19 protein-coding genes are annotated in these 18,327 nt (G+C 43.9%); 11 read left to right on the plus strand and 8 right to left on the minus strand.

Features of this window, described 5'->3' with window-relative positions; genetic code table 11:
• Positions 1 to 142: 142 nt before the first annotated feature.
• The 4 genes from IQ246_RS10195 (at position 143) to IQ246_RS10210 (ending at position 4,499) form a co-directional block, all read left to right on the plus strand.
• On the plus strand, positions 143 to 970 hold the full coding sequence (locus IQ246_RS10195) for a hypothetical protein (RefSeq protein WP_194002596.1): 828 nt from the start codon (positions 143 to 145) through the stop codon (positions 968 to 970).
• 29 nt (positions 971 to 999) lie between these two features.
• A complete protein-coding gene (locus IQ246_RS10200; protein ID WP_194002598.1) occupies positions 1,000 to 1,248 on the plus strand; it encodes a hypothetical protein in 249 nt (82 codons plus the stop codon).
• Positions 1,249 to 1,527: 279 nt separating this feature from the next.
• Positions 1,528 to 4,269, plus strand: coding sequence for a hypothetical protein (locus IQ246_RS10205; protein ID WP_194002600.1), 2,742 nt, complete (start codon positions 1,528 to 1,530; stop codon positions 4,267 to 4,269).
• 110 nt (positions 4,270 to 4,379) lie between these two features.
• A complete protein-coding gene (locus IQ246_RS10210) occupies positions 4,380 to 4,499 on the plus strand; it encodes a photosystem I reaction center subunit VIII (protein ID WP_194002602.1) in 120 nt (39 codons plus the stop codon).
• A 188-nt stretch (positions 4,500 to 4,687) separates the two neighbouring features.
• Here IQ246_RS10210 and IQ246_RS10215 read toward each other — a convergent pair whose 3' ends face one another.
• The 4 genes from IQ246_RS10215 to psbE all read right to left on the minus strand — a co-directional run bounded on the left by IQ246_RS10215 (position 4,688) and on the right by psbE (position 5,406).
• On the minus strand, positions 4,688 to 4,807 hold the full coding sequence (locus tag IQ246_RS10215; protein ID WP_073644363.1) for a photosystem II reaction center protein J: 120 nt from the start codon (positions 4,805 to 4,807) through the stop codon (positions 4,688 to 4,690).
• A 71-nt stretch (positions 4,808 to 4,878) separates the two neighbouring features.
• Positions 4,879 to 4,998, minus strand: coding sequence for a photosystem II reaction center protein L (locus IQ246_RS10220; protein WP_015209609.1), 120 nt, complete (start codon positions 4,996 to 4,998; stop codon positions 4,879 to 4,881).
• A 9-nt stretch (positions 4,999 to 5,007) separates the two neighbouring features.
• Positions 5,008 to 5,148 (minus strand): cytochrome b559 subunit beta, encoded by a 141-nt coding sequence (gene psbF, locus IQ246_RS10225; protein ID WP_194002604.1) that lies wholly within the window; start codon positions 5,146 to 5,148, stop codon positions 5,008 to 5,010.
• A 9-nt stretch (positions 5,149 to 5,157) separates the two neighbouring features.
• Positions 5,158 to 5,406, minus strand: a complete 249-nt coding sequence (psbE, locus tag IQ246_RS10230; RefSeq protein ID WP_162399775.1) for a cytochrome b559 subunit alpha — start codon at positions 5,404 to 5,406, stop codon at positions 5,158 to 5,160.
• A gap of 4 nt (positions 5,407 to 5,410) precedes the next feature.
• On the opposite strand from psbE, the gene IQ246_RS10235 reads away from it, so the two are divergent.
• A complete protein-coding gene (locus tag IQ246_RS10235; RefSeq protein WP_194002606.1) occupies positions 5,411 to 5,668 on the plus strand; it encodes a hypothetical protein in 258 nt (85 codons plus the stop codon).
• Here IQ246_RS10235 and IQ246_RS10240 read toward each other — a convergent pair.
• Both IQ246_RS10240 and IQ246_RS10245 read right to left on the minus strand, forming a co-directional pair.
• The gene (locus IQ246_RS10240; RefSeq protein ID WP_194002608.1) at positions 5,665 to 6,687 is read right to left on the minus strand and encodes a photosynthesis system II assembly factor Ycf48; all 1,023 of its coding nucleotides are present in this window, start codon (positions 6,685 to 6,687) and stop codon (positions 5,665 to 5,667) included. The two genes, IQ246_RS10235 and IQ246_RS10240, sit on opposite strands and share 4 nt — an antisense overlap.
• A gap of 245 nt (positions 6,688 to 6,932) precedes the next feature.
• The gene (locus tag IQ246_RS10245; protein WP_194002623.1) at positions 6,933 to 7,268 is read right to left on the minus strand and encodes a rubredoxin; all 336 of its coding nucleotides are present in this window, start codon (positions 7,266 to 7,268) and stop codon (positions 6,933 to 6,935) included.
• A gap of 303 nt (positions 7,269 to 7,571) precedes the next feature.
• On the opposite strand from IQ246_RS10245, the gene ndhC reads away from it, so the two are divergent.
• From ndhC to IQ246_RS10270, 5 genes are all read left to right on the plus strand, one after another.
• The gene (gene ndhC / locus IQ246_RS10250) at positions 7,572 to 7,934 is read left to right on the plus strand and encodes a photosynthetic/respiratory NAD(P)H-quinone oxidoreductase subunit C (protein ID WP_162399779.1); all 363 of its coding nucleotides are present in this window, start codon (positions 7,572 to 7,574) and stop codon (positions 7,932 to 7,934) included.
• Entirely contained in the window at positions 7,925 to 8,662 is a 738-nt protein-coding gene (ndhK, locus tag IQ246_RS10255) for a photosynthetic/respiratory NAD(P)H-quinone oxidoreductase subunit K (protein WP_162399780.1), read from the plus strand. Before ndhC ends, ndhK begins: the two co-directional genes overlap by 10 nt.
• Complete coding sequence (locus IQ246_RS10260) at positions 8,655 to 9,185, plus strand: NAD(P)H-quinone oxidoreductase subunit J (protein WP_194002610.1); 531 nt, start codon at positions 8,655 to 8,657, stop codon at positions 9,183 to 9,185. Before ndhK ends, IQ246_RS10260 begins: the two co-directional genes overlap by 8 nt.
• Positions 9,186 to 9,385: 200 nt before the next feature.
• On the plus strand, positions 9,386 to 10,423 hold the full coding sequence (locus tag IQ246_RS10265; protein ID WP_194002611.1) for an iron ABC transporter permease: 1,038 nt from the start codon (positions 9,386 to 9,388) through the stop codon (positions 10,421 to 10,423).
• Between the two features lie 80 nt (positions 10,424 to 10,503).
• Positions 10,504 to 11,280, plus strand: coding sequence for an ABC transporter ATP-binding protein (locus IQ246_RS10270; protein WP_194002612.1), 777 nt, complete (start codon positions 10,504 to 10,506; stop codon positions 11,278 to 11,280).
• 48 nt (positions 11,281 to 11,328) lie between these two features.
• Here the strand turns inward: IQ246_RS10270 and IQ246_RS10275 are convergent, their stop codons facing one another.
• Positions 11,329 to 11,991 carry a GIY-YIG nuclease family protein gene (locus IQ246_RS10275; RefSeq protein ID WP_194002613.1) on the minus strand — a complete coding sequence of 221 codons (663 nt, stop codon included), beginning with the start codon at positions 11,989 to 11,991 and terminating at the stop codon, positions 11,329 to 11,331.
• 162 nt (positions 11,992 to 12,153) lie between these two features.
• Between IQ246_RS10275 and IQ246_RS10280 the strand changes: the two genes are divergently transcribed.
• Positions 12,154 to 13,083, plus strand: coding sequence for a carbohydrate ABC transporter permease (locus IQ246_RS10280; protein ID WP_194002614.1), 930 nt, complete (start codon positions 12,154 to 12,156; stop codon positions 13,081 to 13,083).
• 41 nt (positions 13,084 to 13,124) lie between these two features.
• Here the strand turns inward: IQ246_RS10280 and IQ246_RS10285 are convergent.
• On the minus strand, positions 13,125 to 18,327 hold a 5,203-nt coding region (locus IQ246_RS10285), incomplete at its 5' end, for a translocation/assembly module TamB (protein ID WP_194002619.1).

Below are 18,327 nucleotides of genomic sequence, written 5' to 3' on the forward strand. Positions count from 1 at the left end.
TTTATGCTGGACTGGCAGTGATAAGAATAACCTTTACAATCCAAAAATTAGGTTATAAAGGGAACAGACTTCGCCTTGGATAGAAATTTCAGGCATGTTGATTTCCACAATTAAATTTTCTAATAGCTTTTGAGAAGAACTCATGGGCAAAAATTCAACAATTGCAGTTGTAGCCATTTTAACTTTAGCGATCGCTGGATGTGCTTCTGAAGATACACAAAAAGCAATTAATCCTACATCAATTCCTACAATTGCAGCAAAATCGCAACCAGCAATTCAATCTTTTAAAAATCCAGTAGTGCCTGCCAAACAGGTTTCACAAGTTGCTTCTGCAACTCTTAACTTGATTCAACCGACTAATGCCGCAGAGCGAGTAGTCGTGGTATCAAAAGGGCGGACTGACCCGTTTGCACAAATTACCGGACAGACAGTTTCCACAATGCCCTACAACACAGTTGTAAGACCTGTGCCTGTGTTGCCTCGCCTACCTACTGCATCGATAGTAGGACGAAAACTTCCAGCAAGCAGCACGGCTTTAAATCAACAAAAAAAGCAAATCTCTTCTGCACAAATAGCGAAAAGACCTAGTGCTAACTTGACTTCGGTTCTGCCTAAGATTTTGCCTCAAGTTGTCCCCAACCCTACCCTAGTATCTGTATTACCACCACCAGCACAGCCTGAGTTAGCAAAGGCAGTTGTTGTAACTGGTGTAGTTCTAATTGGTAAAGAACCCCAGGCAATTATCAAAGTACCGAATGAGCCAACAAGTCGCTATGTACAAGCGGGACAGCGATTGGCAAACGGTGTGCTGATTAAACGTATTGAAATGAATGAAGGCTATAATCCTGTGGTAATTCTGGAACAATATGGTATTGAAGTTGCCAAAATGGTAGGGGAAAGTCCTGCTAACTCAACGCCATCAGCCGCATCTGCTAACAATAATTCTGTTTCAATGGCAATACCGCTTTAAAATCTTGTTACTGCTGGAGCTTTATAAAGATGGAGAACAAGGAAAAAATTGAATTTGCTGGTTTGCCTTTAGCAGTCTATAGAGAGATAGCAGTTCATTTGCGTCAAGTCGAAGGGGTAGAAGTGGATTTGATTCCTCAGTCATCCCAACAATTTGATTACAATCAAAGTCAAATTGGTGGCTTGTGGATCTCGTGGACAGCAAACTCTTGTTTAGAAAGTAGGCAACGCGTCAACGAAATTTTGACTTACTATCAAAATCGCTATCTTGTCTTCTGATAATGATTTCAGTTAATATCAATTTCTTGAAATAATCCAGAGAAGAAACCCACAAAATGGCGTTACACGCAGTTGACATTCCCCGTCTCTAACCGAGCGGGGATTCTTGTTTCCAATCAGAGGGTTATGAATTAGCTTGCTACACTTAACTCAATTTTGCCCTGATCTAAATCAAAGCATCATAATTAGGTGATGCAATTATAAATTGCTGAGGTAAACTTGCAAGCAAGGTAATGCAAAATATTACTCAGCGGCTCTTCGGTCTGGGCATAACTCATAATGGAACACTGGCAATTTCTGATACAAAAACAGGGCGATCGCTCCTGGCATACCCTAGAATCGCCAAATGTCGAAATTTCGGAAGGTGAATATAGAGTTTTGGCTCGTTCCAACCTTCCTGATACAGATGTGGAAGTGCGGGTTTCTCACTCTTCAACCCAAGAAATTCCACCAAAGCAGCGAATTTTCAGGCGATCGCGCCGCACTAACTCTGAAGGACTAATGGCGGTAATTCCCTTTACCTACTTCCATCCAGGAGTTTGGGAGTTGCGTTGCTCTGGCGATTTGATGTCTGATCTACTGGGTAAATCCTGGCAATACACGGTTTTACTCCAAGTATTACCCCAGAAAATAGAGGAGCAGAGAAGAAGAAGCAATGAGAGGGAGAATATAGAATCAAATTCTGCCCATCGCTCCATGACCCCATTGCTCCCTAGTTCGACTACTCTGCGAGAATCCACGTTACACGCTTCTACGTGGGAACCCTTAATACCCGAACACTCTGATATTATTACTCATGCTAACTTGGTATCCACAACCCCAGCAGCAACCACAAGTACGCTAGATAATGCTATCACCTCTACAGAACTGGTAATTGCTACCACTGCTCTAGATGAAACCAAAGAAATTGATCAGCCAGTCAGCCCTGTCTGGCTGAAAGGTGAGACGGCAGAACAGATTTTACAAAACTTGATAGAATTAGCTTTACCCGCTTCTGAACCCTTACTTGCAGAGCAAATGGTAACGGATTTTCTGGTAACAAAATCATCGCCACCATTACTGCTAACTTTGGATCAAGAAACTTATATTGCTCGTAGGGGGCAAGTTCTCACAATCAATGGGCACATTGAATTAAAGGAAAAGACTAATTTAGATCTAGCTGAAACATTATCCCCCAAAAGCCTCTATGCCCTCGAACTAGGAATTGAACTGCGATCGCCTCTAGAATCGAAAATTTTGACCAAGGTACGGCAACTCTTGCCCAATCAGGTACTGCCCTTCACTATCAACACCTCAATTGATATTCCTGCTGACTGTGAATCTAAGCTGATTTTGGCAGATATCAGTTTGTATGGTGGGCTTGCTGATGGTAGTGAAGTCATACAGTTAGCCAGTCAGTCCTTCAAAATTACAGCAGACATCACAGAATTACTGGCAATGACAGCAGTGACAAAGCCTAAGCATAGTACACCAGATGTGTCCGAATCTGGCGCATCAATGCAGCCTGCTAGCTTCACAGAGCCAGAGGCATCTATTAGCCTTGATTTAGAACTTTTCAATCTGGTCAAGTCCCCAAAAACAGAACAGTCTCAGATATTTAATCCATCCCCAAATAAACCCCTGCCACCACGAATTAACCCGCGAGTTTTGCGAGAAGCTGCCCTCCGGGCATCTATGCTAAAGAATTCAGCAACAGAGCATTCGCCTCAATTGCCAAAATTGCCTCTGAACCAAACTGCTGCGATCGCTGTCACTGCTGTTGCAGAAATCAGTACACAGGATGAGCCTGTAAATAAGGATACTACTATGGCTGCCATCAATTTGGAGCAGTTAGTCATCAGGCATCGTCGAATACCAATGCTCAACTCCACTTTTCCATACTTAAGACGGCTAAAAGTTTTACCAGATCATAGGGAAGAAGTAAAAAGTAATGTAGGTGGCGAAGAATTGCCGCAGTTAGACACGGCTATAGCAGAGGATAAAAATACACCTGAATTACTGACAGGCGATATCCAATTCCAGAATGCATCTGTAACAATTCCAGAAGTATCAGCTCCGTCGAGTGCAGAATTCATTGATGAATCTGTTGCCGAAGTAATAGCCTCTTCAAGTGCAGAATCAATTACAGCGGCTAACCCACATTCATCACCCCTGATCAAGAAATGGATGCAAAGTCAAGGATATTCACCTGAATCGATCAATTTGCAATACCAAGACGACGATACCTATATTCCAGTCCAAGAGACGCCGCTTTCGCTTGCTGCTGAAACTGCGAGTGTTGATGTGAAATGGTCATTAAATTTAGATACTGAAACAAAGACAAAGGCAGACACTAACTTGGTGGAAGTACAGGAGATAGAGACACAAGGACACGAGGATACTTTCGACCTTGAGAAGACTGCGCTGGATCCTTTCCAGGCGACTGCTTTAGTGGGGAACGAGCATCACCTGAAGGGGTATCTGGAGAGTCCATTACCACAACTAGCGCCTTCTTCTGTGATTGAGGCGCCGTCAGCTTGGTTAGCGCAAGAAATTGTTATGGATGATACACATAATGAATTGGAAGTCAATGTGACAAACAGTTACACCTCTGAACAAGAGGCGCAACCATTGTCAAATTTACCCCGTTCTCTGGCTATAACTGAGGCAATCATTGAGCCTTTACCAATTCCACAACTGCATGTCCCAGATGGTGAACTGATTGCTGGGAAGTCTCTAACAGTGCGCGTAAAAATGCCTGATGTGCCGCCACAAGTTGTTATTAAGTTATGGGTTGAGGATTACCAAACTCGCTGGCTGCTAGATGGCCCCCATTTGTTGACCAATTTGCTGCCTAACTCCTTGGGAGGGTTGGAAGTGATGACTCAATTAAACATTCCCTTTGGCTGTTTAGAAATTCGCTTAGAGGCGATCGCTCTGGATATGGTAACTCAACAAGAAAGTCACAAAATCACAATAGTGCGGACTGTGATTCCTCCCGACTTGCCAACTTTGCAGCTAGATGAATTACTGGGTATGTGAAGACGTCTCAAACAAAACCTGTGTTAAAAATCTTTAGAATTTCAAAAATCAGGCGGGATTTGCAGTAAGCTCATTTTGAATTGTAGTGTATTTGAACAGGAATCTTTACTATGGCAGCTTCATTTTTGCCTTCTATCTTAGTACCCATAATTGGTTGGGTTTTACCCGGTGTAGTCTTCGCATTTCTATTTTTATACATGGAAAGCGATGATATCAGCAATGTCAGCTGATTTAGTTACGAGTCATTAATCAAGTTGTCGAGTAAGCGATTGTGATCAGGTCAATCGTATACTTTCCTAAACTGTTGACTAAAACTAATACCGCCTATCTCATGGAGACAGGCGGTTTTTTTTACGCTGATTTTTCAACAAGTGCTAGAAAATTCAGACTTACTTATATTATTCGGTTCAGACTATTGTTATATCGAAGAACCGAGTCCGGCGTAGGCACCATAAAAGAAAATGCCTAAAACAGTAATTACACCTAAACCTGCGACCGTAGCGACGACCCACAGGGGAATTCTCCCACTTCCAGACACAGCTTTTCTCCTCCCTTAACAACAAATCAACAGATGATCAATAAACAAAGATGGTTCTTCAGTACTTCTAGTTAGTTAAAGAAGTAACTGGAAAACAGTATACCCAGAACAAAAACTAGTAGTAGTCCTAAGTACAAAGAAGTCCGATTTAGTTCAACCGGCTGATTATTAGGATTGGGCGATCTTTCCATAAATTACTCCTAACGTTGAATAAACTGCATTGCGGCGATCGCGCCTAGAAAGAACACAGTTGGCACACCCAAGGTGTGAACTGCAATCCATCTAACCGTAAAAATTGGATAGGTAACTGGTTGATTATTGATGTTATTGCCGCTAGTCATGATCTCAAACTACTTTCCAATAAATTGTTCAACTTGCTTTTTAGCTTCAAAACGATTTTTCACAATAGGCACTTCTTGCCGCGCTGGTGTGAAATACTCATCGGGACGGGGTGTGCCAAACGCATCATAAGCCAGCCCTGTGCTGACAAATAGCCAACCTGCAATAAATAATGCTGGGATGGTGATGCTGTGAATCACCCAGTAACGAACGCTGGTAATGATGTCCGAGAACGGACGTTCTCCAGTGGTACCTGACATTTAGATGCCTACCTTCACAAAGAGTGTTATTGAGTTTATTATCCTACAAAGTTTAGAAACAGTTACAAGTTGCAACGTCCTTCTCAGAAATTGGGCGTTGGGCATTGGGCATTGGGCATTGGGCATTGGGCGTTGGGCATTGGGCATTGAGCATTGGGCATTGGGCATTGGGCGTTGGGTGTTGGGCGTTGGGTGTTGGGCGTTGGGTGTTGGGCGTTGGTTCATTCCGTTTACCCTGCTGTTTTGCCTGTTTGGTCATTAAGCTGCTTCTGGTGGAGAAGTTGTTTCAGGGTTGGGGATATATTTGAGCAATGCACCGCGATCGCCAATGATGAATCCTTGCTCTGGCTTCAAGAAAATAATCTTGTACAAATTAGCAGCTACTTCTTCCACTTCGCGGTCTTTTTCCCAGGTTTTGCCACCGTCGCTACTCCGCAGCAAATTACCGCTACCGCCACCTATCCAAACTTCGTTGGGTGTGCGATATGCCAAATCCAGTAAACCCCAACTTGTGGACAGTTCCGGATATTGTGGTTTTTGCCATTCATCAGGTTTAGTAGGGTCGCTGAACTGAATTTGACCTCCCCTGGCTAACATCCACAACTGACCACCGTCAGCAAAACCCATATTTTCTACTCGTCGAGAACTATTGCGGTTATGAGGAACCCAAGCATTTTGTCCTGGTTCCCAAGTTGAGTAAAAGTTACCTTTAGCGGAAACAGCAACATATTTGCCATCAGCAGAACGTTCGATGTTACGCACTACACCAACAGCTGATTCCACCTTAGCTTTCCAGTTTTTACCGCCGTCTATAGTTTGATATATTGCTCCAACATCAGTAGCGATCTCAGCTGTGTTCTCGGCCAGTGCCTTAATAGCGATCGGGCTACCGGGTAGCTTTTCGCTCAGGGGAATGCGTGACCAAGAACTACCTTCATCAGTAGTATGCAGCAGCAGCCCTGGCTCTCCGGCAATCCAGCCTTCTTTACCCACAAAACTTACTGAGTCAAAGCGGTACTTTTGCTCATCAAGTTCTAGTGTTAGGGGTTTCCAAGTATAACCACCGTCATTTGTTTCTAAAAGTGTGGCGTTGCTACCTACTAAGTAGCCATGCTCAGGATTACCAGTAAAAGAAATATCCAGCAGATTCGAGTCTGTCGGCACAGAAATAATTTTCCAAGGATTGTAGCTAACGGAGGGAACTTTGCTACAACCTATACACATGAAGACTACGATTAACAAGGCAAATATTCGCTGCCAACTTCTCACAATTGAATGCATCAGTATCTCTTAGTTGTTTCTAAATTTGTGTAAGGGTTCTCTAAAAGGTTTACCTTAAGGCAGTGGCCACCCTCCGAGGTAGATGAAAAGTCCTGAGTACCTTTAGCGGTAGCGGGGCTTTTAACCCGTGCTAAGTTAAAATACCGCTCACTTTAAAAGTGGGGCATGTAGCAAGCACAGAGTGTATTGAGTACTTTTGCTCACTCAAGACTTAGCACTGACTAAGGTCAAAAAGGTAACGGGTGTCATTGTAAGCCGTAGAGACTGATAAAAAACAAGAAGCCAAGAGCCAAAGCACCAAAAATCAAAATATTCTTTTGGGTTGGCGTTAGGTTGTTGACACCAAGACCGTAACCGAGATTTTCTTTGAAACCGGATGCTGTACCTGCCGGGCCGATGTTGGCAAAAGCAGTCTTCTTAGCACTACAAACTGGACAGCGCCAATTTATAGGCAGTTCTGCAAAGAGTATCCCTGAAGGGATGTCATGCTTGTCGTCTCCTTTTTCAGGTTCGTAAACATAACCGCAGGCGCGACACTCGTAGCGGTCTAGCACTGGAGTCTCAACAACTGGTTCGCTCATGGCTAAGGCCTCGCAGAGAAGAAATCTTAAATATACGTTAAAAATTATGACATAATTGTTAGGCTTTTCTATCATTAGCCAAAACGAATCGAATACCTGAAGTGCGTCTGTTTCCCAGATTTCAGAAAAGTCAAAAAGATATAATGTAAAAGAAAGTAACGTAATTAAGGGATGGGGATTGGGCATGGGGCATGGGGCATTGGGCATTAGTTATAATTCTTCTCCCCCATGCTTCCCGTGCTCACTCATCTCCCGACTCCCCAGTCCCCACTTAAAATACTCCATAAGCGGTAGATATTCATTGTGTTTGTCCTCAGCGGTTACGAGTACCTTCTAGGCTTCTTCATAATCTGTAGTCTAGTGCCTGCCCTAGCGCTCTCAGCGTCCAAGCTTCTACGACCTAGTGGTTCCAGCCCGGAACGGCGTACCACTTATGAATCTGGCATGGAACCCATTGGGGGAGCCTGGATTCAGTTTAATATCCGCTACTACATGTTTGCCTTGGTCTTCGTCGTCTTTGATGTGGAGACTGTGTTCTTGTATCCTTGGGCGGTAGCTTTCCATCGTTTAGGGCTATTGGCATTTATTGAAGCGCTAGTCTTTATTGCAATTCTTGTAGTCGCTTTAGTTTACGCATGGCGTAAAGGAGCTTTGGAATGGTCTTGAATTCTAACTTAACAACCCAGGACAAAGAGCGAATCATCAACCCCATTGAGCGTCCTACAGTCACTCAAGACCTTTCGGAAAATGTTATCCTGACTACGGTTGATGACCTCTATAACTGGGCGCGGCTTTCTAGTCTGTGGCCATTGCTGTTTGGCACCGCTTGTTGCTTTATTGAGTTCGCAGCTTTAATTGGCTCGCGATTTGATTTTGACCGTTTTGGACTAATTCCTCGTTCTAGTCCCCGCCAAGCTGATTTAATTATTACAGCTGGCACAATCACTATGAAGATGGCTCCCCAACTGGTGCGTCTTTATGAGCAAATGCCAGAGCCGAAGTATGTAATTGCCATGGGAGCTTGTACGATTACTGGCGGGATGTTTAGCGTTGATTCTCCCACAGCAGTGCGTGGAGTCGATAAACTGATTCCTGTAGATGTGTACTTGCCTGGTTGTCCTCCACGTCCAGAAGCAATTATCGACGCGATTATTAAGCTGCGGAAGAAAATCACCAATGATTCGATGCAAGAGCGGGGTAAAATCAAGCAAACCCACCGCTACTACAGCACGACTCATAACCTGAAGCCAGTTGAGCAAATTTTAACTGGTAAGTATATGCAGTCAGAAACTCGCTCTGTACCGCCGAAGGAATTGACGGAAGCGATTGGTATGCCAATACCACCTGCGCTGCTAACGGCAAAGGCACAAAAGGAGGAACAAACCCGTGGCTGAAGAAGAATCCAAACCAGTACCAGCAGCCAAAGAAGAGTCCTTGGTAAAAGCGGGTAAAGTTTCTCAGTGGTTGACGGAAAACGGCTTTGACCATGAGTTTTTAGAACCAGACAAGAACGGGGTAGAGATAATTAAGGTGGAGCCAGATTTCTTGCTCCCCACCGCTACAGCCCTGTATGCTTATGGGTTTAATTATCTCCAGTTTCAAGGTGGTATTGATCTGGGCCCAGGACAGGAATTGGTCAGTGTATATCACTTAACTAAAGTCGATGATCATAGCGATCGCCCTGAAGAAGTACGGGTGAAGGTGTTCTTACCACGAGCAAATCCTAGAGTGCCTTCTGTGTACTGGATCTGGAAGACTGTAGATTGGCAAGAGCGCGAGTCTTACGACATGCTCGGCATTATCTACGAAGGACACCCAAATCTTAAGCGGATTTTGATGCCGGAAGATTGGGTAGGTTGGCCTTTGCGAAAGGATTACATCTCGCCTGATTTCTACGAGTTGCAAGACGCTTATTAATTAGTACTGTTAGCTTAGTAGGGCGTAGCCCGTCCTGAGTTTCAACAGTGAGAATTTTGATCATCTCACCCTTAACCCCTCTTCGTTGACGGAGAGGGGTAATGTTTTGAACGTTTTACCCAAAGGCTCAGAGGAGAGGGGGAGTATGTCAAAATATCATACCTCTCCCCGTCTTCTTGCTGCGACAGACTATAAAGTTAATGAAAATACTAAATCGAAATTTGACTAGATCCTTTACAACAATTTTTACTAAACACCGCGTAATTTTGGCTATTTTACTCCTTGGTACAGCACTGGTGATCACGTTAGTGCTTTCCCTCTCTCAAGGAGCAGTACCCTTTAGTATCTCCGAATTTTGGCAAGCAATTCTTCACGAAGGCGATAACGTTAAACAGACAATTCTCTGGGATTTGCGTCTCCCGCGGATTATTGCTGCTCTCATTGTCGGTGCAGCGCTGGGAATGTCAGGAGCATTGCTGCAAGGTATGTTACGCAATAGTCTTGCTGATCCATTTATTCTTGGCATTTCAGCGGGTGCAGGACTAGTTGTAATTCTCATGATTGTGTTGCAAGTATTCCCAGTAGCGATTCCTCTAGCGGCGTGGATGGGAGCAATTTTGACTTCAGCGATCGTCATTTTGCTCGGTCGTGCAGGGTCGGGAATTTCGGTTGAGCGATTAATTTTAGGCGGAGTGGCTGTAAGCGCTTTATTTGGTGCAGTACAAAGTACATTACTCTTACTAGCTGAAGACGGTCAAATTCAAATTGCTCTTAGTTGGCTAGTTGGTACTCTTAATGGGCGGGGTTGGAAAGAAATCTCAACGGCTGGCCCTTATATTATTGTTGCATTGTTGGGCGGATGTTTACTGGCGCGGTCGGTGAATGTGCTGGCATTGGGAGATGATATGGCTGTTGGTTTGGGGGTTTCATTAACGCGATCGCGTCTTTTAATTGGTGGTATCGCTACCTTATTAGCCGCAGGTGCAGTTAGTATTGGCGGCTTGATTGGATTTGTCGGTCTTGTCGTCCCTCACGGTGTCCGCCTCATCGTCGGTACAGATCACCGCTTTGTTTTACCACTTTCCGCGCTGGCGGGTGCATGGTTACTCACCTTTGCAGATTTACTCTCCAGACTGGGAGCAGTAGAACTACCAGTAGGTTCCGTCACCGCCTTGCTAGGTTCCCCATTATTTATCTGGTTACTTTATCGTCGTTCTACTGGCTTAAATAAGTTATGAGTTGACAATCATATTGCATTAAATTTTGTCTATATCTCTTAATTACGAATTACGAATTACGAATTACTAATTAGTAGAAAATGCCCCTTGAACTACAAAATCTCACTGGTGGTTACGCCGCAGTACCAATTATCCAAGATGTTAACCTGACTTTGCAAACAGGAGAATGGTTAAGTTTAGTCGGTGCTAATGGTTCTGGAAAGTCTACATTACTCAAATTACTAAGTCGTATTCTCTCGCCTCAGCAGGGAACAGTGCTACTTGATGGTAAAGCAATCCACTCTCAGCCTCCAAATATAGTTGCACAAAAACTGGCATTGTTACCGCAACAACAAACAGTTCCTGTTGGGTTGACAGTGCGGCAATTAGTAAGTTTAGGACGCACGCCACATCAACCTTGGTGGCAATGGGAATTAAACGCCGAAGATTGGCAAACAGTTGAAGCTGCAATTCAAAAGACGCAACTAGAAAAATTGAGCGATCGCCTAGTCGAACAACTTTCCGGCGGTGAAAGACAACGCGCTTTTTTAGCTTTAGCATTAGCGCAAGAACCAAAGGTATTACTGTTAGATGAACCTACAACTTATTTAGATATCAACTATCAGTTACAACTTTTAGAACTACTGAAAAATTTAAATCATCAGCAAGAATTAACCATTGTCACAGTTTTACACGAATTGAATTTAGCGGCTCGCTATAGTTCCCGCATCGCTTTATTAAAACAGGGTCATCTTTGGGAAGTTGGCACACCTGAAAAAGTGCTGACACCGCAGGCGATCGCGCAAGTATTTGGTGTAGAATCTGTGATTATTCATACACCTGTTGGTTTACAAGTTTGTGCGATCGCTGCTGTGTAAATTCAACAGACTAGGGACAGACTTGAACTTTAGTGATTGAAAATCGCCCTAATGCTGGGTTTCCTGTGTCTGTGTATCGATAATTGCACTCCAGTCATCGTTGTTCACAGCAGCTTCGAGTTGACGCCGACGTTCGGCTTCAGTCCCATCTATTGTTTCTGGCTCTTTAGAGAGGGTTGAGTCAGCCATTGCTTTCCGCAATTTTAATTTTTTCTCCTCGTAGGCTTGACGTTCCGCCTCTGACATAGCCGCCTTAGCAACTTCGCCTACTGTGCTAGCCCACATTCCGCTTTCGGAAGCATTACCAGGTGGTGTGCTGTCAAGTTCTGCTATCCACGTATCTCGCAAATCTTCCATTTCTTGACGCTTTGGAAACTTGAATGTTTGCACGCGCACAAAAGCACACTTTTGCTCACCATTTTGGGCGATATGACCATTTAGAGATAGCAACACATTCCGGGAATAACCGATGTACTGCGTACAACTTTCTGTATCCAAAACTGCGTAAACACCTGCAATTTTTGCATTTTGAGCAGCCGCACACCAAACCACAAGGGGCATGATTTCAATCCCATCATTTACCAATTCAGGAGTTATGCTCACCTCCGTGGTGGTGTGTTCATTGTCGGAACTATACAAAAAATCATGTAGTCCACGGTGATTTGTGGGGACATTTTGATGTTCAATTGGTTGATTGTGCTGAGTTTCCATTGCAGTTGTTCCGTATGCAAATAATTAGGCGATCGCAAATACAAATATATGCCTTTAAAATATTGAAGCTTAAATCTACTCATATCCCCAAGTCCTTTATTCTTGAGGATTTTTCCAGAGCAAAAACACCAACATGCGTTACTTTAGTCTAAAAAAGCCCCTATGAATCAATTAACTTCTAAAGATTGGATATTTATCAAACAACGACTGACTCCTTATTTGTTTTTGCTACCCGCCTTAATTATTTTGGGATTAACTGTCTTTTGGCCTGCACTGCAAGCGTTTTACCTCAGCTTTACCAGCTACGAAGATCTTGCTCAACCGCCGCAATGGATAGGTCTTGCTAACTTCCTTCAGCTTGGGAAAGATGCAGTTTTTTGGAAAACTTTAGAAAACACTTTTTTATATCTTGTGGGTGTAGTGCCGATTTTGGTAATTGCTCCTTTAGGACTGGCAATTTTAGTTAATCAGAAACTGCGGGGGATGAATTGGTTTAGATCTGCATACTACACCCCAGTAGTGATTTCAATGGTAGTTGCGGGGATAGCTTGGAAATGGCTGTATGCAGAAAATGGCTTACTCAATCAGTTGCTGAAAACTTTGGGGATTTTTCCAGAAGGTATTCCCTGGCTAACCAGTCCAGCGAAAATTTTTGGCATTGTACCAATTTCTCTAGCCAGTGTGATGGCTGTGACTGTGTGGAAGGGACTAGGATACTACATGGTAATTTATTTAGCGGGATTGCAATCAATTCCTGCTGATGTGTACGAAGCCGCTGCAATTGATGGCTCTGATGGTATCCGCAAACACTTGGATATCACCATACCCTTGATGAAACCTTATTTAGCATTGGTGGCGGTAATTTCAGCGATTTCTGCTACCAAAGTGTTTGAAGAAGTATACATTATGACCCAAGGTGGGCCATTGAGTAGCTCGAAAACAATTGTTTATTATCTATATGAGCAAGCTTTCAATAATTTAGAAATTAGCTATGCATGTACAATTGGGTTAGTGCTATTTCTAATAATTTTAGGGCTATCGATTTTGCGATTATTGATTAGTCAGCAAGGAAGCGATAATATTACAATCTAAATGCCCAAAAACTCCACCCCCTTGTGGGTGAAGTTTTTTATCTAAAACCGCGTTTGATACTCCACAATTGCACGACTGTCATCAGATAAATTAGTAGAAGCACGCGCCCGAAATTCGTCGTTTATCCGGTAATTTATACCCCACTGAAAGGGGTCATCTGCGGTCAAAATCTTAATGCTAGAAACGGAAACTTTGGGAGAAATATCAATCCCAGCCTCTGCTGCTAACTCCAAAGTTGAACTGTTCCTTCCAGCTTCGGGATTATTGGAGATAACGGTGGGAAAAACACGCAGTTCACTTAAACCCAAAGCACCACCAATCTGATTAAAAGCTGACTGAAAATTGTTAAATACAGCTGAGCCTGCTATGTTTATCAGACCCAAAGTACTGTCACCACGTCCCTGAGTGTCTACAAACCCACCCCCCAACAGAGCCACAATTTCTGTTTGACCACGTGACGGACTGCTAGTTAGTTGAAGATTTTCGTTGAGTCTACTGGCGGGGCCTTTGATATTAGCTTCTACTCGCACAGTTTCTAAGGCTGCTAACCCGGTGGAATTTGAGCGACTAAAGTCACTACTCTGAATTACATCCAGCACCTTAGCAAATAGCTGAATATCTAAATCGGGGTCGCGGGGTTGATTGGCTGTAAAAGTTGCAGTATGGTCATAGCCACGAGCGAGGCTAAATTGGGTAGTAAACAAATTTACCCCACCTGCTTTTAGCCGGATAGTGCCATCGGGTATAGGTTGACTGAAGGAGCCGTTAACTGTCAAATTACCAGTTGCTCGAAAGCTGAGTATAGGTGGACGAGTGATTTGGACGTTTTTTCCTAGCTCTAGTTCTAGATTATTAAACCTTGCATTCTCATTACCCGTTTCAGCTTTACTTTGCTTGTTGGCTTTGGTAGGTGACACACCGATACTACTATTTGAAGTTTGCCTAGTGTTGGTATCTGCCAGCAAAACTTGACCATCAAACAAATCTACTTTACCGCCAACTAATGGGTTAAGGGCAGAGCCAGTAATCTGTAAATTGCCATTAGCGCCTCCTTGGTACAATCCCTTAAAATTCACCTTTAACTGATCGAGATTAACAGTCAGAGGATTGTTGATACTCACTTTCTCATTGTTAAAGATGGGAATCTCTCCAGCAGCTTCTACTTTACCCTGGCTAAATTTACCTTGAAGATTTTCTACTAAAATACGGTCAAAATCAAACCGTACCTTACCTGTGACACGTCCTACCTTTTCTGGCAAAGCTTGTGCTGAAAAAATAGCATTATTAATAGTGGCAATTCCATTCACCTGTGGCTGCTGTCTCGTCCCGCGCACTTGAATATCTATTTGCCCTTCTCCCTTCTCAAATACTAATTGGTTAGTCAACAGGTTTAACAGTGCTAATCCTTCATTTTCCACTTTCACATCCAAACTGATTTGCTCGCTGTCTGGCGCTACGGAAGCAAAAGGCAACTGGTAAGGTATGCTGCCCGTAATATTTACAGGTTCTGGCCCAGCAATTGATACATTGCTGCCAAAATTCAAGCGTCCATTGGCATAACTAAAACTTGCCATCGCTGACTCTACTGCTTTTTGATTTAGTGTTCCTTGTGTGATTTGCAATTCGCCTTGAGCTTGAGGATTGGCAATGCTCCCTGCTAAAGCAGCTGTAGCATTAAGATTACCTGTTACGCCAATTGGAAGTTTGACGAAATTATTTAGTACCTGTAATGGAAAATTATTTACCCGTAGTTGACCAGATTGTTCATTACCGCCAATGTTACCTGTGAAGGCAATCAGTCTATTCTGAGACTCGAATCGTAAAGGTCGCAACCTCAAAACCCCGTTCTCAAAGTTACCTTCAGCAATTACTCTATTGGCTCTGTAAAAACGACCTGGTTGTTCTTCTTTACCCCAGACAAAGTTTTGACCACTCAAATTAAATTGCACTGAAAGTCCGTTAGTTGTGGCAGTATCTACAGCTACTTCACCGTTGAAAGTTCCCTTTAAGTCTGCCAAATCTGGTATGGGAGTGGATATCTGCTGTTGTTCCTGTTCTGCAAGCAGGGCGTCAATTTCATAAAGGCGCTGGAGTTGGTTCAGTAAAGGCTGATTTGGCAATCCTTGCGGGTTGGTAGTCAAATCTGCTGCTTTCCCGTAGGTTGGCTCTGCCGAACCGCGTTGCAAATCTTGTAATTCAAATACCTGTGCTACTGTCAGGACATCTTGAATATTGCCCTGGTTGACGTTAAGTTTACCTTGTAATTGAGGCCCTTTGGCGGTTTGACCAAAAGTACCAGCAAAAGTATAACGACTGTTGCCTTTGACAAATTCGCTACTGGTGAGTGTTGCTTGACCATTACCGTAGCGGAACTGAGCAGCTAAACCATCGCCTTTAATATATCCAATTTGCGGATTAGCGATCGCTAAATTCCCATTTGCTGCTAATGTCTGCGGATTAACCAGCAAATCCCCAGTTAACAACCCAGCTATTCTACCAGCACCTAAACGCAGATTTGGCGGTGCAGTCAAATTCAATATTTTTAAGGGGAAGTTTTCCACTTGAAGCGCCAAACTATCCCCTTGAGCTTGACCTGATGCTAATGCTTGCTGCCACTTGACTAGGAAGGATTGGGGACGATTATTCGCATCCAAGTTTAGGGCAATGCGATCTCTGTTACCAGTCAAGTCTAAATTCAAACCGCGTCCCTGCGCTGACTGAATATTTCCAGTTAATAACGGCTCAAAAGCAATATCTTGAACTACAAAGTCTCGCAACCTGATTTGCCCTGTTACATTCGGCAAGGGCAGCTTACCAGTGATTTGTCCATTAAAATCAGCTTTACCAGCTACAGTTACCTGATTAGGCAGATTAATCGGTAACTGTTTGAAATCGTAATTCTGTGCTTGGACATTAAGATTTAAAGCAGTAATTTCCGGTATACCTGCTCGCTGTGCATTAGCTAATATGTCACCAGTGATATTTAAACCTGGAGCAGTTGCTTGTTCAATGGTAAGCTTTTCACCATTCCAAGCGATCGCAGCGCTTAGGGGTTGTTCAAAACCAGGGATACCTTGAGACAACTGCACCTGACCAGCAGCACGCACATCAGCTAACTTAGACGCTCCTAAAGTGCCTACTACTTGCATCTTCCCGCCAAACTGACCCCGTAACTGCTGATTCAAGCGACCTAATTCCACGCCTGAAGCATTGACTACAGCTTGATAGCGACCATTCACTAATTGAATGTTAGAGGCTGTAACTATGCCACCTGCAACATTCACCTGTCCTTGACCGCTGGCTTGGATATTTTGCGGTTGGAAAGCCTCCACAGACCCCGCCACGTTTAATTGACCATTTAACGCTCCCTGAAACTGCGGAGGTATTGCTGTTAACTGCTCCAAGGGCACGTTATTTGCCTGAACTTGTGCCTGATAGCGACCATTAGCCAGTTGGATATTTTTGGCTGTAACTATGCCATTTCCAATATTTACCCGTGCTTGACCGCTGGCTTGGATATCTTGCGGTTGGAAAGATTCAATAGAACCCCCCACATTAAAATTACCATTTAAAGCTCCTTTTACCCGTGGCGGAACTGCTGTCAACTGTTGCACAGGTACGTTATTTACTTGGATTTGTGCCTGATATACACCATCAGCAACTTGAATATTTTTGGCTGTAACTGTACCACTAGCAACAGCAAGGCGGGCCGTACCATTACCGCGCAGGGTTTTGAGACTAAAATTATCTCTGCTACCTGCTATTTGAAACGTACCCGCCAATGGCCCAGTTAAAACTGGGGGAGACTTTTTCAATATTTGCCCCAGCTTTACACCATTTGCGACTAATTGAGCAGAAAAACTTTGGTCTTGCAACTGGACATTAGATATTGCAATTGTGCCACCAGCAACTTGAATTCCTGCCCCTTCAGTGCGAATCGTCGCCACTTGGAATGGCCCTGTAGTTCCTGAGAGAAGCAGACGACCATTGAACTGCGCCCCCGCTAAAGAGACATTTTGCAGTTGATTTTTGTTGACAAAAGGTTCCACCTGGACACCAGAGGCTTGAGCAACGGCTTGCCAACGTTGATTAGCGTAACTGCCAGTTCCCCGAACTATACCACCAGCGACATTAAGGGCTACATTGCGGAAAGAAACGGTACGATTTGGAGCGATGCCTGCGGCAACCCCAGAGGGGAACGCAACTTCGCCAGTTCCGGGATAAGTCCCACCAGGAGCTTGAAATCTTACCACAGTCTGGACACTGTTAGGAGCACCTCGCAGTTGAGCTGTAGCAGAAATAGTGCCGATTTGAAATTTAGGTTTAGTTTCGTAAACTTTAGCGATCGCATCCCCAGGAAGGTTCCTGGCAGCGAAATTCAAATCCAGTTGGGGAGCTTTACCAAGTTGGATTGTACCAGCACCCGTAATTTCACCGCCAACTGTTGCTTTACCTTGAATATCTTTTAGGATAATCCTGGAAGAACTGCTATAAAAATCAAACTGGCTACTAATACTATTAAAATCAACTTTGTCAATTCGCGCAGGTTTAATCGTGGCAACCGTGCCTGAAAGAATTGGCTTAGTGGTTGCGCCCACCAGCTGCAAATCTGCTTTGACTTGCCCAGCTACAGGCATAGGTAGTGTTACATTCAGAGCCTCTTGGGCGTTTGCCAAGCTCACCGCATTTACACGCCCTACCAACTTAAACCCGGCTTTCGAGTCGATAATACCCGTAGCAACTAAGGGAATTTTACCGTAATTAGTAGCAACATTGTCTAGCTGTACTTGCGTTCCCTGGAAGCGGATGTTGCCTTGGATATTATTAAATAGTTTTGGTACACGGGGCACTTGAAGCGTCACCCCTTGTAAACTGGCAGTGCCAAACAATAAAGTCGGCTGTCCTGGTGCTAGTTGAATCTGCTGCAAGTCGCCATTAACTCGACCCGCCTGTAAGCTAAACGGTAACTTGATTAAGCGGGTAACATCCGCAGCCAGCAAACCTTGTCCTTGTAACTGTAAGTTGCCAGCTAGTACCTTGGAACGTGTTTCCCCCTGGATGGAAATATTACCACCACTATCCGCTTGACCTACAACGTTAAACTTTATTTGCTGATTGTTTTCTAAGAGTTGAGCAGTTCCGTTGACTTGCGAAAACTCTATAGGAGAGTCCTGAGTCCTGAGTGAAGAGTTAGAATTTCTCTCCCCTGCTTCCCCTGCTTCCCCTGCTCCTTTGCCCCCCTGC

It is taken from the genome of aff. Roholtiella sp. LEGE 12411, from assembly GCF_015206995.1.
GTDB lineage: Bacteria > Cyanobacteriota > Cyanobacteriia > Cyanobacteriales > Nostocaceae > Komarekiella.

Bases quoted from the DNA above. Each gene is read 5' to 3' on its own strand.
- ndhK (WP_162399780.1), top strand. From the start codon at position 7,925: ATGGTCTTGAATTCTAACTTAACAACCCAGGACAAAGAGCGAATCATC.
- IQ246_RS10195 (WP_194002596.1), top strand. From the start codon at position 143: ATGGGCAAAAATTCAACAATTGCAGTTGTAGCCATTTTAACTTTAGCG.
- IQ246_RS10235 (WP_194002606.1), top strand. From the start codon at position 5,411: ATGCCTACCTTCACAAAGAGTGTTATTGAGTTTATTATCCTACAAAGT.
- IQ246_RS10245 (WP_194002623.1), bottom strand. From the start codon at position 7,268: ATGAGCGAACCAGTTGTTGAGACTCCAGTGCTAGACCGCTACGAGTGT.
- IQ246_RS10275 (WP_194002613.1), bottom strand. From the start codon at position 11,991: ATGGAAACTCAGCACAATCAACCAATTGAACATCAAAATGTCCCCACA.
- IQ246_RS10280 (WP_194002614.1), top strand. From the start codon at position 12,154: ATGAATCAATTAACTTCTAAAGATTGGATATTTATCAAACAACGACTG.
- IQ246_RS10240 (WP_194002608.1), bottom strand. From the start codon at position 6,687: ATGCATTCAATTGTGAGAAGTTGGCAGCGAATATTTGCCTTGTTAATC.
- psbF (WP_194002604.1), bottom strand. From the start codon at position 5,148: ATGACTAGCGGCAATAACATCAATAATCAACCAGTTACCTATCCAATT.
- IQ246_RS10210 (WP_194002602.1), top strand. From the start codon at position 4,380: ATGGCAGCTTCATTTTTGCCTTCTATCTTAGTACCCATAATTGGTTGG.
- IQ246_RS10205 (WP_194002600.1), top strand. From the start codon at position 1,528: ATGGAACACTGGCAATTTCTGATACAAAAACAGGGCGATCGCTCCTGG.
- IQ246_RS10270 (WP_194002612.1), top strand. From the start codon at position 10,504: ATGCCCCTTGAACTACAAAATCTCACTGGTGGTTACGCCGCAGTACCA.
- IQ246_RS10265 (WP_194002611.1), top strand. From the start codon at position 9,386: ATGAAAATACTAAATCGAAATTTGACTAGATCCTTTACAACAATTTTT.
- IQ246_RS10220 (WP_015209609.1), bottom strand. From the start codon at position 4,998: ATGGAAAGATCGCCCAATCCTAATAATCAGCCGGTTGAACTAAATCGG.
- psbE (WP_162399775.1), bottom strand. From the start codon at position 5,406: ATGTCAGGTACCACTGGAGAACGTCCGTTCTCGGACATCATTACCAGC.
- IQ246_RS10200 (WP_194002598.1), top strand. From the start codon at position 1,000: ATGGAGAACAAGGAAAAAATTGAATTTGCTGGTTTGCCTTTAGCAGTC.